We start from the raw sequence: 20,510 nt of genomic DNA, 5'->3' as shown, positions 1-20,510 counted from the left end.
GTGCTAACGAATGCGGAGGATGAACGGCAATCGCGCGTAGAGGCCGCGCGGATCGTTGTACGACGACAGCAGCGAGAGCTCGCGTACGACATCGCGCGCGAGTTCACCGGCGGCGCCCTGCGTGGACAGGCCCGTCACGGCTTTCGAAACCCGTGCGGCCACTGGTGAGGGCGACCCTTCGAAGAACTCCGTGAACCGTTCCGTGGGGGTCTTCACGCGCGGGTACTCCCGGACATCATAATCACCTGTGATGCGGGCCAGGCGAGCGGCTGTGCGCAGCGCCGCATCGAGGCCGCCCAACGAGTCCACAAGACCGAGGCGCAACGCCTGGGCGCCGGACCACACCCGGCCTTCAGCGATAGCGCGCACCGAGTCCACCGGCAAACGGCGCGACTGCGCGACCCGGGCGATGAACGCATCGTACACCGCATCCGTGCCGCGCTGGAGAACCGCCAGTTCCGCCTCCGTGCGCGGCCGCGACAGCGTGAGAATGTCGGCGTACCGTCCGGTCTTCACCGTGTCGAATGTGACGCCGTGGCGATTGGCCAGCCCCTTCACGTTGGGCACGATGGCAAACACGCCGATCGATCCGGTGATGGTGTTGGGTTCGGCAAAGATCTGACGGGACGCCGTGCTGATCCAGTAGCCACCACTGGCTGCCAGTGATCCCATCGACACCACCACGGGCTTCTTCGCATTGATCAGTGCCAATTCGCGCTGGATACGCTCCGACGCGATCACGCTGCCGCCCGGGCTGTTCACGCGCAGCACGAGTGACTTGACCTTGGCATCGTTGCGCACCTTGCGCAGTTCGCGCGACAGGGCTTCGCCGCCGATCTGCCCCTCGGCACCTTCACCATCGACGATGTCACCCTGGGCATACACCACCGCCACCACCTGACTCGCGCTCGGCATGCGGGCGGTGCTCATGGCCAATGGGGCATAGGCGTCGAGCGTGATCTGTGGCAGCCGCGGGCGCTCCAGCAGGGTCGCGATTTCGGAGTCCCGTGATGATTCGCGCGACCTGCCGGTGGAATCGGTGCCCTGTGCCGTGTCGCCGGTGGCCGTGTTGACGATGCGCTGCAAGTCATCGAGTACGGTGTCGAAGTACCCCACTCGATCGACCAGCTTCGCGTCCTGTGCGTCGGAGGGGAGCAGGATGCCATGCGTGTCGGCCTGCAGTTGCAGCGCCACGGTGTCCACCTGGCGGCTGTCCGCCACGCCGCGCTTCACCTCGGCCCACATGTCGCCCAGGTAACTCGCCACCTGCAGCCGATTCTCGGGGCTCATGTCGCTGCGCGTGAAGGGTTCCACGGCGGCCTTGAAACGCCCCACGCGGCTGACCTGCACACCGATGCCGTACTTCTCGAAGAGCCCCGAAAGAAACACCTGCTCGGACGCCATGCCGGGAAACAGCAGTGAACCAAAGGGATCGAGCGTGATGGAATCCGCAGCCGAAGCCACGTAGTAGGTGCGCACATCGGGCGTGACCAGGTATGCCAGCACGGGCTTCTTCGACGCCTTGAAGTCTTCGAGCGCCGCACGCATCTCTCGGAGCGCCGCATAGCCCGACGACACACCATCGCTGAGCACCGTACCACGCAGCAGGATGCCCCCGATGCGATCGTCGTCGGCCGCGGCGCGGATGGCCACCGTGGCCGAACGCAGTGGCAACGGCGAGACGCCGGTGGTGAGCGCGTCGTCGAACAATCCGCGCGATTCACTCCGCGCCGCCTGGTCGGCCAATGGTTGCTCGAGATCGATCACCAGAATGGACCCCGGCCGCACCTCGACCGCCGTACGTGTCCCGGCTGATGCCGCAAAGCCCACCGCGATCACGATGAGCAGGACCACGCCTACGGCGATGGTCACGAGATTGGCGGTCAGCGCTGCGGCGACGGTCGTGAAGAACTGCTTCATGCCTGCTCCACCCAGAGAGAGATGTGCGTGGAGGCACCACACCCGGGCCCCGCACCCCCGGATTCTACCCGGAGACCGACCGGTGTTGCACACATCTCGTCGAAAGTCCGGAAAAACATGACGGTTCCGTCGCAAATAACCCTTGCCGACCGCCGACAGTGGGCCCACCTTCCACACAGCCCGTGCATTGCCACCCCGCCTGGAGGAACGCGCCACATGCCCGCATACAAGGCCCCACTCGACGATATCCGTTTTCTGCTCCACGACGTCCACGACATCGGCCAGCTTGCAGCGTTGCCGGGGTTCGAGGATGCCACGCCGGAGATGATCGACGAAGTGCTGGCCGGGGGCGCGACGTTCTGTGAAGAAGTGCTCTTCCCCATCAACCAGAGCGGTGATGCCGAAGGGGTGCACTTCGATCGCGGCGAGGTGCGCACGCCGGCAGGCTTCAAGGAGGCCTACGCGCGCTATGCCGCCGATGGATGGACCGCCGTGGCGGCCGATGCCAACTACGGGGGGCAGGGACTTCCGGAGATGACCCGCTTCGTGATGGAGGAGCTGCTCTGTTCGGCCAATCTCTCCTTCAGCATGTATCCGGGGCTTTCACACGGGGCCTACAGTGCGCTGATCAGCCATGGTTCCGAAGAGCTCAAGCAGCGTTTCCTGCCCAAGCTCATCGACGGCTCGTGGGGGGGCACCATGTGCCTCACCGAGGCGCACGCGGGCACGGATCTCGGCATCATCACGACCAAGGCGGTGCCGGCGGCGGATGGGACCTACGCCATCACCGGCCAGAAGATCTTCATCTCGGCGGGTGAGCACGACCTCACCGAGAACATCGTGCACTTGGTGCTCGCCCGGCTGCCCGATGCGCCCAGTGGTACCAAGGGCATTTCGCTGTTTCTCGTGCCCAAGTTCCTGCCCACCGCAGACGGTGGTGTCGGTGCCCGCAATGCCGTGACCTGCGGCAGTGTCGAACACAAGATGGGGATCAAGGCGTCGGCCACGTGTGTGCTCGATTTCGACAACGCCACGGGCTGGATGGTCGGCGAAGCGCACAAAGGCATGCGCGCGATGTTCGTCATGATGAACAGCGCACGTCTCGCCGTGGGACTGCAGGGGTTGGGTTTGTCGGAGGTGGCGTACCAGAATGCGCTGGCCTACGCCAAGGAGCGTTTGCAGGGGCGCTCACTCACTGGTCCGAAGAATGCGGGCGGCGTGGCCGATCCCATCCTCGTACATCCGGACGTGCGCAAGGGATTGCTGCGCATCAAGGCGCTCAACGAAGGCATGCGCTCGTTGGCGTACGCGGTTGGCATCCGCATCGATCTCGAGCATCGCCACCCCGATGCGGCCGTGCGTCAGGACGCGGAAGACATGGTGCAGTTGATGACGCCCGTCATCAAGGCGTTCCTGACCGACAAGGGGTTCGACAATACCAACATCGCGTTGCAGACCCTCGGTGGGCACGGGTACATCAAGGAGTACGGCATCGAGCAGTACGTGCGTGATGCCCGCATTGCGCAGATCTATGAAGGCACCAACGCCGTGCAAGCGCTCGACCTGGTTGGGCGCAAGTTGCCGATGGAAGGGGGCCGTCTCGTCCGGCGGTTCTTCGAGCTGGTGAAGGCCGATGTCGATGCGGCCGCGTCGGTGGATGGACTGGAAGACGCCGCGAAGGCGCTCGGTGGCAGCCTGTATCAGTTGCAGAAGGCCACCATGCTGCTGGCCGAACGTGGGTTCGCCAATCCCGATGAAGCCGGTGCGGCCGCGACCGAATATCTGCACCTGATGGGCTACGTGGCCGTGGGGTGGCAGTGGCTCCGAATGGCCACCGTGGCGGGAGCGAAGCTGGCGGCCGGCACCGGCGATCGTCGATTCCTGGAAGCGAAGCTGAAGACGGCCCGCTTCTATTTCGCCCGCGTGCTGCCCGAGACCGGCACGTTGCTCGCCGCCATCCAGTCGGGTGCGGCGCCGATCATGGCATTCGACGCCGCCGAGTTCTGACCGGGCCGGTCGGTGGGTCGGTGATCGCGGTCACCGGAAGGAAATGACAGTGTGGGCTCCGGGCGGGGGACCGCCCGGAGGGCCGGGAGCGTGACGAAAAGGCCCCCACCGTAACGTTGCAATGACGATGTGTGTGGGAGCACTCAACTTGGGCGGGAGTTGTGCCGATCCCTTAGGGCATCCTCAGACCCTGCTCATGTTCTTCAAGAAGCTCCTGTCCGAGCCTCGCCCTGTGTCCGAACGAGGAAGTTCGAACGGCGCGACCGGCAATACCGTGCTGAAAGCCGTTTCCGGCGTTGTCGGGAATACGGCGGAGATCGTTGTGGCGCCACCAACGAAGTCGGCGGAAGACAGCCTCGGGCTCGTCCTTGACGCGCTCGGTGGGATGTTGACCGCTCTCGCGCGTTATCCCATCGATTTGCCGGATCGTTCCGGCGAAGAGAGTTCCCGTGAGTTTGGGCTCTGGCATCGTCATGCGACGCTGGGTTACGCCTTGCAGGAAGGGAACGGACAGGGGTCGGTGGGGATCGGTGAACGCGATTGGGATGGTGTCGTTCGTGCCGTCACCGAACAGCGACGTGAAGAGCATCGTTACGTCGACGCTTCGATTTCCGAGCTCCGCGAAGCGCTGTGGGCGTGTGTCGAAACCGTGCACAATGCGGTGAAGGTGGACCACACCACCGACAACACCACGGACGTGCAGATGGAGCGCGCCAAGAACGCGCTCAAGCGGATGCAGACGGGCTCCATCAAGCAGGAAGTACTCGGGGCCGTACTGGCTATCGAATCGGCCATGCAGGCGCGGCGTGAGCAGCAGCAGGAACAGTATGTGTCGCTGGCCACGCGCCTCGACCGTCTGGGCCGGCAACTCGAGGAAGCGCGCAAGGAGAGCACCACCGACCCGCTCACGGGGCTCGGCAATCGCAAGTTGTTCGATATGATGGCGCCCCGTGCCGTGCAGATGTTCTCGCTCGGTCGTCAGCCCGTCGTCCTGCTCATGGTCGATCTCGACAAGCTCAAGCTCGTGAACGACATGTACGGCCATCAGGCCGGTGACCAGGCCATTCAGGCGCTGGCCAATGCACTGGGCCGTGTGTTCCTGCGCCAGTCGGACGTGCTGTGCCGGTTCGGTGGTGACGAATTCACCGCCATCCTGCACAACACCGATTGGAAGATGGCGCAGACACTGGCGCGTCGACTGCAGGAGCAGTTGGCCGGCATGCCGGCTCCCCATCCGGCCATGGAATTCTCCATCGGTGCCTCGGTGGGTGTCGCGCAGCTCGAGATGCACGAGGATGTGGGCGAATGGCTGGCCCGGGCTGACAAGGCCCTCTACAAAGCCAAGCAGAATGGGCGTGATCGTGTCTGCGTGGCGGAGACGCTGCTGCTGCGGTCCGCCTGAGTTGCACCCGCGCTGGTTGTGAGAGCCGCCCCGGTACCTGCCGGGGCGGTTTTTTTTGTGCACGGACTCGAAGAACATGATTTTCTGATAGCGCACGTCTGCCCTTGGCTCGTTCCCGGCCGTATTCTCGGTCATGCCCGATAGACATTCCCACGCCGCGTTGGCTGCGATTGTCAACATTGCCGCCGACGCGATCATCGCTCTCGATGATTCGTTCCGTATCGTCCGCTTCAATCGCGGCGCGGAGCAGATCTTCGGATGGTCCGAAGCCGACATGCTTGGACAGCCGCTCGATCGCCTGCTCCCGATGGCTTCCCGCGCCGTACATCGCGGTCATGTGCGCACGTTTGCCGAAGGTCCCAGCGACGCCCGGACGATGGCCGACCGTCGCGAAATCGCCGGCCTGCGCAAGAATGGCGAACAGTTTCCGGCCGAAGCGTCGATCTCACGGGTGACGATCGATGGCGAGCGCACCTTCATGGTGATGCTGCGTGACGTCAGTGACCGCCGCCGTGCGGAGGAGCGTCAGCGTCTGCTGGCCACCGGGGGGTGGGTGCTTGCCGCATCGCTGGATGTGGAATCGACCATGGCCACGATCGCCGAACTACCGGTGCCGTTGCTCGGCGAATGGAGTCTGCTCGAACTGCTCACACCCGACGGCTGCATCCGACGGGCTGCGGCCACCCATGTCGATCCGCATCGGCACGAGGATACCGCCGCCTTGGTGGCCAGGGCCAGCGATCAGTCGAGTCCGGAGCTGCCGTTTGCGAGCGCCCTGCGCGTGGCCCACGAAGCAGAGGCGCAGCGCATCACCGATATCTCGGCGTGGCTCGATGCCAATTTCCCCGATACCGCCTCCCGCACGCGCGCCGAGGCGTTGGGGGCCAGTGCCGTGCTGCTGGTGCCCCTGCGCGCCGGTGGACGCGCCATTGGGGCACTGCATCTGGTGCGTACCCGCGCCGGAGCGTCCCACGTGCGGGAAGAAGTGCATGTGGCCGACCAGTTCGCGGGGCTCGCGGCGCTGGCGCTCGAAAATGCGCGCCTCTACCAGGAGTCCCGTCGCGCGGTGCGTGAGCGCGATGAAAGGCTGGCCATCGTGTCGCACGACCTGCGCAATCCCGTGAACGCGGTGGTGATGCTCACCGGAGCCGTGCTGTCACGTGAAACGCCCGCCGGCGCGGAAGACGTAGGCATCATGGGGCGCGAAGAGGTCGAAGCCATCCGTGGCGCGGCGCGTCAGGTGGATGGTCTCATTCAAGACTTGCAGGACGTCTCGCGCATCTCGGCTGGCCGCTTGCGCGTGGAGCGCCGACCGGTGCCGGCCGTTGAGATGCTCAAGGAAGCCGCTGATGTGTTCGATCCGGTGGTGGCAGAAGCGGCGCTCGATTTCACGCGCACCTTCGACGACGACGCGCCGCTGGTGATGGCCGACCGCCATCGCGTGGGGCAGGTGCTGTCCAATCTGCTCGGCAACGCCGTGCGATTCACACCGCGCGGTGGTTCGGTGTCGCTGACGGCACAACGTCAGGATGACATGCTCCGCATCGCCGTGCGGGACACCGGCCCGGGCGTGGCGCCCGAGGATGTCCCACGTCTTTTCGAGCGCTATTGGCAGGCCCCGCGCCTGCTACGGGCCGGTTCCGGCCTCGGCTTGTTCATCGCCAAAGGTATCGTGGAAGCCCATGGCGGTGCGATCGGTGTGAACAGCGAGCAGGGACAGGGCAGCGAGTTCTGGTTCACACTGCCGATCGTGTGACCCATCGGGGCACGCCCTGCGGTGTGTGGAACGACAAAGCGCCGTGTCTCAGGAAGACACGGCGCTCTGTGCATATTAGACGCAGATGCTTAGTGCTTCGCTTCTGCCGCAGGCGCCGCGTGGTCGGCGGCAGGCGCTGCATGTTCACCGGCGGCGGCGCCATGCTTGGCCGCATCGCGCTCGTGATAAACCTGCTGAGCCATCGGGTCACGCGGATGGCGATAGGTGTTCTTGTGGATCGTCCAGGCTCCGAAGAGCAGCGCTCCCGTGAACACGCACGTGACAACCGCCGCACCCCAGCCCTGCTTGTTCGGATCGTACGAGGCACTCATGAAGACACCCTGACGGATAGCGCACCGGATGGAGGCCGGCGCGGGGACAGCGAAGGGAAGGGCGCCGGAAATGGCGCCCTCGATCTGGCCGGCGAGTCGCCGGAGATCCTCAGCGGAGAAAGTACACAGGCGTCGGTCATTCTTCCACCCTCGGCCCGGTATCGCGTGACGGGTCCACCAGCCGCGCCGGGATGATGGCGTCTGCCCCAAATCGGCCGCGGATGCGATCGAGTGCCTGGACCAGGGCCCGATCGCGGGGTGTTTCCGTCGGTTCGTCGCTCAGGGCTGACCCGTCGGCGTCAGGGGGCGAGGCTCCTGGCCCCTTGAAAGCCGACGGGAAAAGCCCCAGTTGAACCGCTGGACGTGGCTCTTCGTCATCCTCGAAATGCGACAAGGCGATGCCCAGCAAGCGGACCGGGGCTCGCCGCGTCTTCCGCATTTGACGCAGCAATGGCTTGGCCGCCCGGACCACGGAATGCTCGGACTCGATGAACCCCGACAGGGTGCGCTGTGCGGATCGGGTCCGGAAGTCTCCGTCGCGCAGCTTCACGGTGATGGTCCGCGCCCGCAGGGCCTGTCGACGCAGGTCGGCGCTGACCCGCACGGCGAGCCGAAGCAGCTCCCGCTCCACCACGTCGTCCTCGTGCAGGTTGCGGCCAAAGGTGGTTTCCCGGCTCACCTGTTTCTGTCGGTCACGCGGCCGAACAATGCTCTCGTCCTGTCCGCGAATGCGTCGGGACAGCCACTGGCCTGCGCGGTCACCGAGGCGGTGTACCAGTGTGTCCTCCGTCCACTGCTGCGCCTGTGCGATGGTCTCGAGTCCCATGCGCTCGAGTTTGGTGGCAAATCGCGGCCCCACCATGGGCAGATCGGCGAGCTTGAACCGGCTGAGAAATTCTGCCTCTGTGCCCGGGGGGACACAGCGCACCCCCGTGGCTCCGGTGCCGGGTTTCGGTTTGGCCACCTCGACGGCCATCTTCGCCACCAGGCGCGAGGTACCGCCGCCGATGGATACGCGGAGCCCCGTGGCCGCGAACACGGCTTCCCGCATCCGGCGGGCCGTTTCCTCGAGGGGCTCGTGGCCGTACAGGGCTTCCGTGCCACCAAGGTCGCAGTACCACTCGTCGATGGAGGACGGCTGCACCACGGGGGCAAACTGCGCCAGCACAGCCTGAATCTCGCGGCTGCGTGTCCCGCACACATGCCGAGGCACGGGGACACACATGGCCTGCGGACACAGCTTGAGCGCCCGCGAGATCGGCATGGCCGAGCGCACGCCGTAGGCCCGGCATTCGTACGACGCACTGCACACTACACCGCGCGACCCAGGGCGACCACCAACGATGAGCAAGGTGGCCTTGCCGGCACCTTCCGGGTCTTCCTGGCGTGCGACCGCGACAAAAAACGCGTCGGCGTCGACGAGCAGGATACGGCGCGGAACGTCGGGTGCTGGTGTGGACACATCCGGAATCTAGCCGCTAAGCTGAACCGATATGCCGACCGTCATTCATCACCCGCGCTGGCGGGCCGCGTGACACCTGCCATTCTGCTCGCCCGAAAGGCGAAGGTGTCGCACGAGGTGCTGAGCTACACGCACGACCCGTCCGCAGAGTCCTACGGCAAGGAGGCCGCCGATGTGCTGGGCCTCGATCCACGCACCGTCTTCAAGACGCTGGTGGTGGATGTGGAAGGTGTGGGCCTGTGCTGCGCCGTGGTGCCCGTGCAGGGCATGCTGAACCTCAAGGCGATGGCCGATGCAGTGGGCGGCCGCAAAGCGAAGATGGCCGAACAGGCCGCCGCCGAACGAGCCACCGGGTACATCGTGGGCGGCATCAGTCCGCTGGCCCAGAAAAAGGCGTTGCCCGTGGTGCTCGATGACAGTGCACCGGCGTACGATCGTATTCACGTGAGCGCCGGGCGCCGCGGTCTGGAGATTGCGCTGGCGCCGGCCGATCTGCTCACTCTGACCAAAGGCATACTCGCGCCCATCGGGCGCGAGTAGCCTCGCCAACCGTCAGACCATGCGGGGCTTCGAGGGCGCGTTGTCGAAGTCCTGGTTCGACGCGCGACCGCGTGCTGCCACTGGCCAGCGGGTTTCCACGGCATGACCGCGCACGCCGATGATCTCATCGAAGTGGTGCACGACAATGCACACGTGGTTCGGCACGAGGCGCACCTGATCACCCAATCGTGGACGCCACGAGCTGCGTGAGAGATCGAGGATGCCATGCTCCTCCGACAAACGCGTCACGAACACATCGGGATGATCCTGCACCATCGCAAAACCGTCGCCTTCGGCGCGGAGCGGTTCGCGCCCGAGCGTCTTGGTGCCCGCATCGATCACGGCCTGCCCCTTCACGGACACACTGATCACCGTCGCCAGCACCGTGAGTGCGCAGTCGTCCCAATCGCACGCGCCAATGCTGGCCGTGGTACGATCGTTGTAGACATAGGTACCGGGGCGTACTTCCGTGACGCCCGGGATTTCGTGCATGCGCCAGGCCGCCGGTGTTGAACCACCGCTCACCACACGCGGTGGAAAACCGGCGTCGGTCAGCGCTTCGATGAACGCACCGAGATCGGTGCCGACCTTGCGCACGAGATCATCCTGCTCGCCCACGTTGGCGCGAATGTGTCCCGGATAGAACTGCAGTCCCGCGAAGTCGAGACCCACGGTGCGATCGATGTGGCGCGCGATCGCCACGGCCTTTTCGGGCGTGGTCACACCAACACGGTGCATGCCCAGATCCACTTCCACCCGCACGTCGAATGTCCGCTGCCCGAGCCGAGCCGCCACGGACAGCGCATCGAGTGACTGGATGTCATCGGCCGCGACCGACACGCGCACATCCTGCGGCAGGCGGGCAAGGCGTTCGAGACGTGCGGCACCCACCGGTGGGTAGGCGAGCAGGATGTCATCACACACCTCCGACATCACCTCCGCTTCACGCAGCGTCGCACAGGACAGCCCCACGGCACCCAATCGCAACTGCTCCGCCGCGATGCGCGGCGACTTGTGCGTCTTCACATGAGGTCGGAGTTTGAGCCCATGCAGGGTGACGTACGCGGCCATTCGGTCCAGATTGTGTGCAAGTCGGTCGAGATCGACGACCGGGACCGGTGTCTCGAGCTGTTCGAGATACGTTGCCACTGCGATTCCTCCTGCCACCCGAGAGATGCCTGCTGAATCGTCTGCTTCGTCCAGCACTCCGAACGAATCGACCGCGCGTGCGTGGTCATCGGTGATGCTTCCCGATCTTCCGCCGCCTGCGGGAGCCTACTCGCCGGGCGTGCGCACCGCAAATGGTGCCTCATTGTTGTTCGTCTCCGGGCAGACACCACGCGACCCGGCTACCGGCCAGATCGTGGGCACGACCTTCGAAGAACAGACGCGCTACACGCTCGCCAATCTGGAACGGGTGATCCGCACCGGAGGCGCCACGCTCGCCGACGTGGTCAGTGTGACCGTGTATCTGGTGGACGAAAACGACTGGGGGGAGTTCGACCGGATCTATCGCACGGTGTTTACACCGCCGTATCCCACTCGGGCGGTGGTCGGTGCGTCACTGCGTGGTATCCTGGTGGAAATCTCCGCCATCGCTGCGGTGCGGTGAGCGATCCCGTCCTCGTGGTTGTGTATCTGGACGATCGTACGCAACGACTGGCGTACGATCGGGCGCTGCGCGCTGCGGGGTATGGCGTACGTCTGGCGTCGCGCCCGGCCGAACTTGCCAAGGCCTTGGCAGACGGGCGTGCGCAGCTATTGGTGCACGATGTGCGCACGCCGGTGGACGAGATCACGCATTCCGGAATACGTGCGCTGACGGTGAACGAGCACACGACACCGGACACCGTGCTCGTTCAACTCCGCCAGGTGCATTCAGCTCCACCGTGATGCTGCCTTAAGCTGAGGCTTGGCGCATGGTCGATGAAAGCCGTCGCGTCGAGTTCATCCGTCGCCTTTGAGGCGACGCAGGGCTCGTCGATCGCGCTTGCCAGGCTTGCTGTCTCCGTAGGCGAAGCCCGTCGGCATCGAACGCAAGTGTTCACTGACCCGCTCGCGGCGCACACGCCCGTCTTCTGTTTCTTCGTACAACTGACGCGCGATTTCTGCGGATCCGCGGCGTGCGGAGACATCGAGGATCTTGAGGCACCATTCGATAGGGCCTTGCCGCAGGCGCACTTCATCGCCGGCTTGCACCGGTTTGGCGCGTTTGGCCCGTTCACCGTTCACGTCGGCCTTGCCGCCATCGATCGCTTCAGCGGCCAGTGCGCGCGTCTTGTAGAAACGCGCCGCCCACAGCCATTTGTCGAGACGCACCCGCTCGACGGGCAGTCCGTCGTTGTCGTTGTCCTCGTCGTGCGTGTCGGGTGCGCGCTTACCGCGACTCATCGCGACGCTCCGCCTGAGCCACTTCCCGCACACGGGCCACGCCACCGGCATACACGGCGCGCACGGCCGGATGCAGTGTCTGGCCACGCTGACGATCCTCCAGCATGGTCACGAGCGTCGCAACCCACTGGTCGATGGTGGTGGCGTCATCCTGCGCCGCCACGCCACTGACCACGGTGGCCACATCGTCGCAGGCTTCGGCCATGCGTTCAGACGTGGTCACATCCGGTCCGGGCACCTGCACCCCACGACGCATGGTGGCCACGCGTTCACGCAGGGCGTGCGCGTCCTCGCGGAATCGATCGATGAGGTACTGTCTGGCGTGTTCGCTCATGCGCGAAATCTCTTGGTGATGGCGTCAAAAGCCGTCGGCGCGGGTAATGCCCAGCTCATCCCGGGCCGCGCGCCAGGCGTCGGTCCAGGCTTCTGCGATCACGCGCGGACGAATGCCGAGGCGTTGCGAACGATAGAGCATGTCATCCCACCAGCCGTAGTCCATCGCATCGACCACATCGAGCAATTGCCCGAGCGGCAGTGCGCGGTCCACCATGACATCCTTGAGTGCGGGCGTCAACGCCAGACGTTGCGCGATCACCGGCCCAGGCGACCCGAGGGCGAACTCCAACGTGGACAGCAGCCCCGCAATGACACGGGCCCGCGGATGCGGGGCCGCATCGAGGGCCGTGCCCACACGTTCACACAGGCGAGCACGGCGCAGCGCGAGAAAGGCGAGCTCCGGATCCTGCGCGGCTTCGCCGATCAGGCGAGCCGTCACGGCCACCATGCGTTCCATGATGGCATCGCGGCCCAGCATGGTGAGTGCGTGTGATACCGAACGCGGTCCACGCACGCCCAATGAAGCCGACGACATCGCCTTGAGCAACGACGCCGCGACGTGTGGATCATCGCGCACAAAGGCGTCGAATGTCCCATCGGGCGGACGACCGTCGGCGAATGCGGCAAGCATCATGATGGAGCGGATGATGCTGTCTTCCGTGGTGCGATCCGGAGCGACGCCGGCGCCACGGGTGAGCTGTCGTCCGCAGTACAGCGGCGTTCCTGCCGCCAGCACACGCTGACGGGTGACCCGGTCATCCACACCACGCACCAGCGGACGCAGTCCCGCCTCGTTCAGCACGCGAATACGCGCGTCGAGCGTGGCCGGAGCGGTGCGGGCCGCATCGAGCATGATGGTGCTGCCCGTGAGCGAGGGCGGCAGCGGCTCTCCCTCGGGATATCCCATCAAGGCAAACTGAAAGCCCGCGCCGATCAGGCGATCCACCGATCGGCGTGTGGCGGCATCGTCCAGCGCTTCGGTCGCCAGGAGCCAGACCGCATCCACCGACGCAAAACGGGTTATGGCGCCGTCCCGCACGAGGGCTGGAGTGACGGGCACGATGACGCTGCGCCCAGCGAGCCGGGCGAGTGCGGGCACGCGCTCGACGATGCTCTTGGCCTCGTCGTCGGGGCCCGCACTATTGCGGACATCGTCCGGACATCCCGACACGAAATAGCCCACCAGGCGCGAGCGCCGGTCGCGCAGCGCCATCATGGAGATCATCATGACGCCGGTCTCATGTGCCGCTCAGGCATGTCTCATTCACGGCTCATACGTCCGGGCGCGCGAGTTCGGAATTGAAGTACGCCGCCTCACCGGTTACTTCGCGCACGATGTACGGAGCCAGCCACGCGGGGGGCGAGACAGGTTCTTCCATCGACTCGAGCTCCACTTCGGCCAGCACCAGTTGCCGGTCGAGGAACACGTCGATTTCCCAATGCTGATCTCCTTCGGCGATCGTGTAACGCTCCTTGCGCACTCGGGAAAGGCGCGTGAGCGGCCACAACGAAGCGAACAGTTCAGGCGACGTGGCTTCTTCCACTTCGATCCGGGATTTCACCGGTCCCAGCTTGATGGTGCGCCAACACGAAACCATGCCATCGGGTTCGGTGCGCAGACGCAGGCGCTCCTTGAGCGCTTTGCCTGGCAACCACCCCTGATCGATCAGCGTGGGTCTGGTCGCACGGGCCGCTGGCGGACACTCACGCAACAGGAATTTCCGTTCGATTTCGAGCGGAAGCCCAGACGCCGCATCGCGGGGACCACTCTGCGCGCGCAGGGCTTCGCGCGTGGCATCGAGCATGGCAAACGGCGCGTCCGACTGGAGCCAGTCCGCGGCAAACGCGGCATAGTACGACATCGCATGATCGCGAAGAGCAGACTCGAGCTGCGGCAGCTTGTGACGACGTGCACGTTCGGCCAGCAGGATGGCATCGCGCATTGCGCCCAACTGGTCCTGCCCACGCGTGGCGAGTTCGAACCACGCGCCGATCTTCCGATCGGTCTTGGCAAACGGTGCGAGCACCGCGCGCTGGCGCTTGAGCCGGATGCGGAGTTCGTGCAGCTCGTCCTGCGACTCTGCCATGCCCCGCACGTGCTCGAGATCGCGGCGCAACCGGTCACCGGATCGCTTCAGCACCGAGGCGAGATGGCGCGCGAGACTCACCGGAGCAGGGCGCACCCCCACCAGTAGTCGCAAACGGTACGTGCCCAGCGCCGTCATCAGATCTGCGGCGATGGGATCGAGGCGCCGCGCAAAGGCCCGCTCGATGACTTGTGTGGACTGATCGGGCTTTCGGGCCATGCGGTCGCGCAGTGTCTCCGCTTCCGCCCGGGCTTCCGGCGACAACACTTCGAGATTCGCGTCCAGCCATTCGCGATGGACGTCGAGATCACGGGCCTCGCCCGTTTCACGCCCCAACCGCCGCAACGCACGCAGCACGCGACGGTCGGCCACGCCATCGAGCACCCGGGCGTTTTCCCGCAGCGTGGCCCGCAAGCGTCGCAGGCTCACCCGGGCCTTGTGCAGCAGCGGCGCAGACTCCGACGGCGTGTCGACCACACCGTCCGCGGGCCGCTCGTCCGTGGCGGTCGCCGCGGTGGACGCCTGCCATGCCGTGCGTGCGGCCACCAACTGATGCAGCCAGAGGAGCGCCAGGATACGGGCGCCTTCCTGAGCGGGCCTGGCCAGCACACCGTCGATCAGGCCACGCACCTGCTCATGCGTGAGCGTTTCAGCGGGTTGTGGCATCAGACCGCAACTGGGGCGTCGAGCCCGTGATGGGCGCGGAAACAGCAGCCCGATGGGTAGGATTGGAGCGGTACCGTGAATCAAGCATGCACGGAAGGTACTACGGGATCGTCAGGAGTGACCGGTCTCCCGTGGCCAGAACCAACGCGCCGCGCGCAGAAGCGACCTTGGCTTCCAGCGACGCCAGTTTGCCCGCCTCATCCAGCACCAGACGCTCACGCAGATTCAGAATGAGCAGGGTGCTTTCGCCATTCTCGAACCGGATCTGCTCGGCGTCCCGTAGCAGCCGCGCATTCCGCACGTTGGCTTCCTGCGTCACCAGCAGCCGCTGAAGATTGGACAGATCGAAAATGGCCGTACGGGCATCGATTTCAATGTCACGGCGCACCAGATCCCGCTCCAGTCGCTGGAAGTCGAGCTTCGCGTCGGTGGCGTTGAACTTGCCCGTTTCCTTGAGGAACAACAGCGGCGACGAGATCACGAGCGCCGCTTTGTAATTGTCGTCGAGGCGGTCGCGGTTGAAGAAGGAGTCGTCCGAACCACGCTCGGCGACACCAGCCAGCTTGGCCTCGGCAAATGGCAGTATCCCCTGCGCCGCCAGCAGGCGCTCCGCCGACGCCTGGCGGATCTTGGCCTGCACCTTGGCCAACTCGGGATTGCGCTCCACGGCGCGGTCCACGAGTGCGCTGAGCTGCGTGGAATCGATGCCGCCGCGGCCCAGCCCATGCAACACCGGCTTGGCGGCATCGGGCAGGGACGCCGGGCGTCCCTCAGGATCCCAGAGATAGGCCGTCATGTGCAACGACGACAGGTAAAACGCGGCCTCCGCCTCGTAGCGGCTCACCTGCCGGCGTTGCACCTCCAGCAGCGCTTCCACCGTGTCGATGGGCGCGCTCTCACCGTTGTTGACACGTGCGCGCACGGCCTGCAGGCGAAAGGCCGCGAGGGCCTCGCCTTCCTGCGCGATCGCGCGACGACGCCAGGCTTCGTACCACGAGCCGTAATCTTTGGCGGCGGCATACAACAGTTTGTTGACGATGCCGAGGCGTTCGGCATCACCGGCATCACGGGCGGCGCGCGCCTGCTGCAATGCCGTGCGGCGCTCGTCGGTCACGATACGCTGACCGAGCGGAATGGAAATGCCGGCCGCGAACGTCCCGTTGCCGTCGGTGCGGCGATCCGGATTGAAGTACCGCCCCATGGTACGATCGTAGGCCAACGTGACGTCGGCCCCGATGGGGAGGGGAATCTTCAACTCGGTGTTCAGGTAGTTGTAGTACTCGGTGCCACCGGAACGTTTCTGATCCCACTTGGCCGAGACCTTGGGATCGAACGCCCCCCATGCCGACCGCAGTTCGGCGCGCGCCTGCTCAGCCACCAGGCGCGCCTGCTGCGCCACGGGATGGTGACCGAGCACCTCGTCGACGAATTCGGGGAAGGTGTACGGCGTGCCGCTGGTATCTACGAGTGCGCCGAGCAGCGCGCTCGTGGACCTGTTCGGCGAAGCGACCGACGTGCGTGCGCTGTCTGGCTGAGCCGAAGCTGGCACGGGAGCGAGGGCGCCCGCTCCGACACTGCCCACGATCGCCCCCAGAGTCAGGGTGTACAGGCGCCTCACTTCGAGCCTCCCACTCCCGAGCCCCCGCTCTTGCCATCGGAGGCCTTGGAGTCGCCACCCGATTCACCCGCCACAAGATCGCCCGGCGGCGCGTCACTGGCCTTGATCGACAGCGGGAACCCATTGAGCTGACGCCAGATTTCCCAACCGATGGTGACCTTGTCGAGCATGGCCCAGCCTTCGGCACCGGTGCCGAGTCGGAGCTGTGTCGGCCAAGGCTCATCGTGAGTGGTGTCCTGCACCAGCAGCACACGGAAACGGCCGTCGGCGCTCGGGAACTGATCGATGACCGCTACCGTGGCACCAAACGTACCGACCGCGACCTGTGGCCATCCCGAGAACTGCAGTGCCGGCCAGCCATCGAAGAACACACGTACATGACGTCCCGGCTTGAGCAGGGCCACGTCCATCGGCTTCACATACAGCTCAACGGCCTTCTGCGGACGCGCGGGCTGTACTGACACGATGGGTTCACCCACCTTCACGATCACGCCGGGGCCGGCGCGGTTGGCGCGCACCACATAGCCATCCTGTGGCGCTTCAATCACGTAGAACGAGCTGCGCAGCGTGAGCGAGCCGACCTTGTCCTGCAGCTTGGCAACTTCGGAGCGGCCTTCGCTCACTTCCGCGAGCGTGGCCGCCCGATCGGAACGAGCCTTCGAGATCTTCTCGCCGTATTCGGCAGGAATGCTCGTCAGGTCCGTTTCCGTGATGGCGAGCATCTGCTGTTTCTCGATCAGCTTGGCCGCGGTCTGCTGCGCCTTGATCTGAAACGATTGCATGTCGTTCATCGACACCAGGCCCAGCGAGTCACGGAACAGACGCTCACGGCGACGCAACTGATCGCGTGCGACACTGTCCTCGAGTGACACCTGTCGTACCTCGGCCTGATACTGCAACACCTTGTTGCGGGTTTGCAGGATCTTGAGCTCGCGCTGCTGTTCGAGTTGTTCGATCTGCGTCTCCAACGCACTGGCCTTGTTGAGCTTCTCACCAATCGCGCTCTGTTTGGCTTCCCGCTGGGCGACCGTCAGTGGTAGCACATTCGGATTGAGATACTCCTCCTTGATCTCCGAAATGCGCACGATCGAATCACCCTTCTTCACGAACTGTCCTTCTGCCACATACCAGGCCTCGATGCGGCCATCGATACGTGATTGCAATTGCTGGGGGCGATCCGCAGGACTGAGCGCGGTCACATAGCCCATCCCCTGCACGTTCTGCTGCCAGGGCAGGAACATGATGGCCAGCAGCACCAGAAGAATGCCGATCAGCCAACGAGAAACGATGCGACTGGTATTCGCCGTGCCCAGCAGCGTCGTGGTTTCCAGCGGCAGATGCTTGAGTTCCCGCTCGATATCAAGATCGGATCCGGCCATGGCTCAGGCACCTCCCGACGTGAAGTCGTTCGCAAACTCGTGCAGGAGGTTCCGGCAGACCGCATCCTGTCGCAGCTCCGAGAAGCTGCCTTCGCACATGATGCGTCCGTTTTCCACGATCAGCACTCGATCGAAGGCACTCAGCATCTGCGGGTCGTGCGAAACGGCCAACACCGTCCACGGCCGACTACGGTCGGTCAGCAGGCGGATGATGTGTGAGCGCGAGGTGGCGTCGAGATTCTGGAAGAAATCGTCGAGTACGACCAAGCGCGGATTGCCCACGATGCCCTGCGCAATCAACAGCTTGTTGGCGAGATGTGCCGGCAGGTTGCGCCCGCCATTCGTGATTTCCGTGCGGATACCCTGCGGCAACAACTGCACGGCATCGTTGATGTCGAGATCATCGAGTGCCTGCTGCACGTCACGCGGGGTGATGTGCAGACGGCCCACCGAAACATTCTCTTCCACCGATCCATCGAACAGATCGGACCACGAGAGCATCTGGCCTACGCGTGTGCGCAGCGCCGGGCGATCGAGGTCGCGCAGCGTCACGCCGTCAAATCGCAATGTGCCGTCGTAGTCCTCGATGAGGCCGCCAAGCAGCTTGAGCAGGGTGCTGCGGCCGGAGCCGTCCACACCCATGATGCCAACACGCTGTCCCGGTTCGATGCGTACGGACACGCCGGCCACGCTGGGGTGTGGTGCCCCGGGATACCGATACCGTACGTCGCGCGCCTCGATGGCGATGCCCTTCGACGGATCGTGCGTCGGCGCCAATCCACCGCGGGCTTCGAGTGGCAGGTCACTCACGTGCCCCGCTTTGTCGACGGATGTGAGCATGTCGTACACGGTGGCGAGGCTGTTGATGATCTTTTCCACGCCCACCAGCACCGTCACGATCACCACTTCGGCGGCCACGAACTGGCCCAGCAGCATCTGATTGGTCTGCACCAGCGCCGCGCCAAGAATGAGCACGGCAGCGGTGATGAACGTCTTGAAGCCGATCAAGGCGATGGTCTGCTTCACCAGCACCGCGAAGTGTTTCTTGCGGTAGTGGATGTAGCTGGTGACCACCCCGTCCATTTTTTCCACTGGTAGCGTGGAATCGCCGGCATACTTGAAGGCATGCATCGCGCGCGCGATTTCCTGCAGCAGGTGCACGGCCTTGTACTTGTACTTCGATTCGTCGATGGACGTGGACATGCCCTCGGGGCCGGTCCACTTGATGATCAGGTACAGGATGAACACCACGACAATGGCGAACACCGAAAACCACGGGCTGTAGAACGTCAGGAGAATCAACGAAAATGCCACCGTGAGCAGCGCGGTGGGCACGTCGATCAGCAGTTTCTGCAGCGCCTTCTGAATGGCCACCGCCTCGAACAGGCGGTTCATCTTTTCCGGCAGATTGGTCTCGAGCGATGCGCCATACTTCATGCGCGGGATGCGGAAGGCGAACTCCATGGCCATGCGCGCGAAGACACGCTGCTGGATACGTTCGCCCACCCGCAAAATGCCAATCTGCAACACGCCGGCAATGATCGTCCCGAGAATGACCAGCGAGATGAGTACGACCACGGGCTGCAGGAACAAACGCCCCTGGACGAGCTGCACGATGCCGCCCACGGCCAGCGGCAGAATCAGGCTCAGGCCACCAGCCAGCGTGGCGTAAAAGAAGACGGTGAGGATCTCGCGCCGCTCACGACTGAGCAACGCAATGGTCCGATCCACCGGATTGAGGTGGAGCAGTTCCTCGTCTTCGTGGGTGTGCATCGGACTGTGCGGTGCACCGTCACCGCGGATACTGCCGGCCGAGCGCAGCGCCATGGGAGCCAATGCCGGCACACGGCCACGTTGGCCGCATTCACGCAGTACCGCGTCGGCCAGTTCTTTGGGCGACCCATGGATGGCATGCTCCCCGCCACTTCGCATCACGCGCACGGCAGTCGCCGCGCCCGAAAGATCACGACGCACTACGACCGCATCGTCGCCGCCCACGCATAACAAGACGAGCGGTGCCTGTGGATCCAGGACGGCTTCACGCACCTGCTCGGCCGTGAGATCGCGATCGAGGTAGCCCACATCGATCGCGCCTCCAATGGATCGGATGCGCGCCGGCAGTGGGTCGTCGGGCTGAATCTGACGTGTGATGGCCCGCCAATGCGCCTGATCGACATCCAGATCAAGCGCTTCAGCAATCAACTGATTGATACGTGTAGCCTGTGCAGACATGCTCGCGGGAGAGACGTCAGTCAAAGGGCGGACGTGGCACGGCCAGGCGATCCGGCGATACTCTCGCCAGACAGTCTGTACGACACGTCATTGCAGGTTGATGAACGGTCCGAACCCGGACATGCTACTGAAGCAGCATCACGATGCGGCCCGGCACCTTGTCCCCCATTGCTCGGGACCGGTACGGACCAGAATGGCACAACCCTGTGGGGCGGCCGACACTGTTCGGGTTACAGGAAACGTTACCCATATCACCCTTCAGCAACACCAGCGTTCCGCTCGGTACTAGGGCAAATACGCCCGAAAGGTCCGCATTGCTGTGAAAATGCCCGCCCGGAACAGCGGCTCGACCCCGTCGTGACACCTTTCGATGCCAGTGGCG

17 protein-coding genes are annotated in these 20,510 nt (G+C 64.7%); 6 read left to right on the top strand and 11 right to left on the bottom strand.

The features are described 5' to 3' along the window. Positions 1-3 precede the first annotated feature (3 nt). Complete coding sequence (gene sppA, locus GAU_RS13095; RefSeq protein WP_015894357.1) at positions 4-1,920, bottom strand: signal peptide peptidase SppA; 1,917 nt, start codon at positions 1,918-1,920, stop codon at positions 4-6. Positions 1,921-2,136: 216 nt separating this feature from the next. Here sppA and GAU_RS13090 point away from each other — a divergent pair, with 216 nt between their 5' ends. The 3 genes from GAU_RS13090 (at position 2,137) to GAU_RS13080 (ending at position 7,085) form a co-directional block, all read left to right on the top strand. Further along, complete coding sequence (locus tag GAU_RS13090; protein WP_015894356.1) at positions 2,137-3,927, top strand: acyl-CoA dehydrogenase C-terminal domain-containing protein; 1,791 nt, start codon at positions 2,137-2,139, stop codon at positions 3,925-3,927. A gap of 232 nt (positions 3,928-4,159) precedes the next feature. Then, positions 4,160-5,329: a GGDEF domain-containing protein gene (locus GAU_RS21015; protein ID WP_169307679.1), complete on the top strand. Its 1,170-nt coding sequence runs from the start codon at positions 4,160-4,162 to the stop codon at positions 5,327-5,329. A 133-nt stretch (positions 5,330-5,462) separates the two neighbouring features. Further along, on the top strand, positions 5,463-7,085 hold the full coding sequence (locus GAU_RS13080) for a PAS domain-containing sensor histidine kinase (RefSeq protein WP_015894354.1): 1,623 nt from the start codon (positions 5,463-5,465) through the stop codon (positions 7,083-7,085). 89 nt (positions 7,086-7,174) lie between these two features. Here the strand turns inward: GAU_RS13080 and GAU_RS13075 are convergent, their stop codons facing one another. Continuing rightward, positions 7,175-7,417 carry a hypothetical protein gene (locus GAU_RS13075; RefSeq protein WP_015894353.1) on the bottom strand — a complete coding sequence of 81 codons (243 nt, stop codon included), beginning with the start codon at positions 7,415-7,417 and terminating at the stop codon, positions 7,175-7,177. A 136-nt stretch (positions 7,418-7,553) separates the two neighbouring features. Beyond that, a complete protein-coding gene (locus GAU_RS13070) occupies positions 7,554-8,879 on the bottom strand; it encodes a DNA polymerase Y family protein (protein ID WP_015894352.1) in 1,326 nt (441 codons plus the stop codon). Between the two features lie 69 nt (positions 8,880-8,948). Between GAU_RS13070 and ybaK the strand changes: the two genes are divergently transcribed. Continuing rightward, on the top strand, positions 8,949-9,419 hold the full coding sequence (ybaK, locus tag GAU_RS13065; RefSeq protein ID WP_015894351.1) for a Cys-tRNA(Pro) deacylase: 471 nt from the start codon (positions 8,949-8,951) through the stop codon (positions 9,417-9,419). Positions 9,420-9,431: 12 nt separating this feature from the next. Here ybaK and GAU_RS13060 read toward each other — a convergent pair whose 3' ends face one another. After that, complete coding sequence (locus GAU_RS13060; protein WP_052574439.1) at positions 9,432-10,568, bottom strand: alanine racemase; 1,137 nt, start codon at positions 10,566-10,568, stop codon at positions 9,432-9,434. A 25-nt stretch (positions 10,569-10,593) separates the two neighbouring features. On the opposite strand from GAU_RS13060, the gene GAU_RS13055 reads away from it, so the two are divergent. Together GAU_RS13055 and GAU_RS13050 are read left to right on the top strand one after the other, a co-directional pair. After that, positions 10,594-11,031, top strand: a complete 438-nt coding sequence (locus tag GAU_RS13055; protein ID WP_156799029.1) for a RidA family protein — start codon at positions 10,594-10,596, stop codon at positions 11,029-11,031. Beyond that, positions 11,028-11,312 (top strand): hypothetical protein, encoded by a 285-nt coding sequence (locus GAU_RS13050; protein ID WP_015894348.1) that lies wholly within the window; start codon positions 11,028-11,030, stop codon positions 11,310-11,312. The genes GAU_RS13055 and GAU_RS13050 overlap by 4 nt, the downstream gene beginning before the upstream one ends. Positions 11,313-11,366: 54 nt before the next feature. On the opposite strand, the gene GAU_RS13045 is transcribed toward GAU_RS13050, so the two are convergent. From GAU_RS13045 to GAU_RS13015, 7 genes are all read right to left on the bottom strand, one after another. Next, positions 11,367-11,810 carry an RNA-binding S4 domain-containing protein gene (locus tag GAU_RS13045; RefSeq protein ID WP_015894347.1) on the bottom strand — a complete coding sequence of 148 codons (444 nt, stop codon included), beginning with the start codon at positions 11,808-11,810 and terminating at the stop codon, positions 11,367-11,369. Then, positions 11,797-12,144, bottom strand: a complete 348-nt coding sequence (locus tag GAU_RS13040) for a hypothetical protein (protein ID WP_015894346.1) — start codon at positions 12,142-12,144, stop codon at positions 11,797-11,799. Before GAU_RS13040 ends, GAU_RS13045 begins: the two co-directional genes overlap by 14 nt. Before the next feature lie 24 nt (positions 12,145-12,168). Then, positions 12,169-13,374, bottom strand: coding sequence for an HDOD domain-containing protein (locus GAU_RS13035; RefSeq protein WP_015894345.1), 1,206 nt, complete (start codon positions 13,372-13,374; stop codon positions 12,169-12,171). Positions 13,375-13,417: 43 nt separating this feature from the next. Continuing rightward, positions 13,418-14,899: a CHAD domain-containing protein gene (locus GAU_RS13030; protein ID WP_041265524.1), complete on the bottom strand. Its 1,482-nt coding sequence runs from the start codon at positions 14,897-14,899 to the stop codon at positions 13,418-13,420. A gap of 100 nt (positions 14,900-14,999) precedes the next feature. Next, positions 15,000-16,517: a TolC family protein gene (locus GAU_RS13025; RefSeq protein ID WP_083765637.1), complete on the bottom strand. Its 1,518-nt coding sequence runs from the start codon at positions 16,515-16,517 to the stop codon at positions 15,000-15,002. After that, on the bottom strand, positions 16,514-17,896 hold the full coding sequence (locus GAU_RS13020) for an HlyD family secretion protein (RefSeq protein ID WP_015894342.1): 1,383 nt from the start codon (positions 17,894-17,896) through the stop codon (positions 16,514-16,516). Before GAU_RS13020 ends, GAU_RS13025 begins: the two co-directional genes overlap by 4 nt. A 3-nt stretch (positions 17,897-17,899) precedes the next feature. After that, a complete protein-coding gene (locus GAU_RS13015) occupies positions 17,900-20,128 on the bottom strand; it encodes a peptidase domain-containing ABC transporter (RefSeq protein ID WP_052574438.1) in 2,229 nt (742 codons plus the stop codon). Between the last annotated feature and the right edge of the window lie 382 nt (positions 20,129-20,510).

It is taken from the genome of Gemmatimonas aurantiaca T-27, assembly GCF_000010305.1.
GTDB lineage: Bacteria > Gemmatimonadota > Gemmatimonadetes > Gemmatimonadales > Gemmatimonadaceae > Gemmatimonas > Gemmatimonas aurantiaca.
This window is presented reverse-complemented; position numbering and strand designations above follow the sequence as displayed.

Bases quoted from the DNA above. Each gene is read 5' to 3' on its own strand.
- sppA (WP_015894357.1), bottom strand. From the start codon at position 1,920: ATGAAGCAGTTCTTCACGACCGTCGCCGCAGCGCTGACCGCCAATCTC.
- GAU_RS13090 (WP_015894356.1), top strand. From the start codon at position 2,137: ATGCCCGCATACAAGGCCCCACTCGACGATATCCGTTTTCTGCTCCAC.
- GAU_RS13080 (WP_015894354.1), top strand. From the start codon at position 5,463: ATGCCCGATAGACATTCCCACGCCGCGTTGGCTGCGATTGTCAACATT.
- GAU_RS13075 (WP_015894353.1), bottom strand. From the start codon at position 7,417: ATGAGTGCCTCGTACGATCCGAACAAGCAGGGCTGGGGTGCGGCGGTT.
- GAU_RS13055 (WP_156799029.1), top strand. From the start codon at position 10,594: ATGCCTGCTGAATCGTCTGCTTCGTCCAGCACTCCGAACGAATCGACC.
- GAU_RS13045 (WP_015894347.1), bottom strand. From the start codon at position 11,810: ATGAGTCGCGGTAAGCGCGCACCCGACACGCACGACGAGGACAACGAC.
- GAU_RS13040 (WP_015894346.1), bottom strand. From the start codon at position 12,144: ATGAGCGAACACGCCAGACAGTACCTCATCGATCGATTCCGCGAGGAC.
- GAU_RS13035 (WP_015894345.1), bottom strand. From the start codon at position 13,374: ATGATGATCTCCATGATGGCGCTGCGCGACCGGCGCTCGCGCCTGGTG.
- GAU_RS13030 (WP_041265524.1), bottom strand. From the start codon at position 14,899: ATGCCACAACCCGCTGAAACGCTCACGCATGAGCAGGTGCGTGGCCTG.
- GAU_RS13020 (WP_015894342.1), bottom strand. From the start codon at position 17,896: ATGGCCGGATCCGATCTTGATATCGAGCGGGAACTCAAGCATCTGCCG.
- GAU_RS13015 (WP_052574438.1), bottom strand. From the start codon at position 20,128: ATGTCTGCACAGGCTACACGTATCAATCAGTTGATTGCTGAAGCGCTT.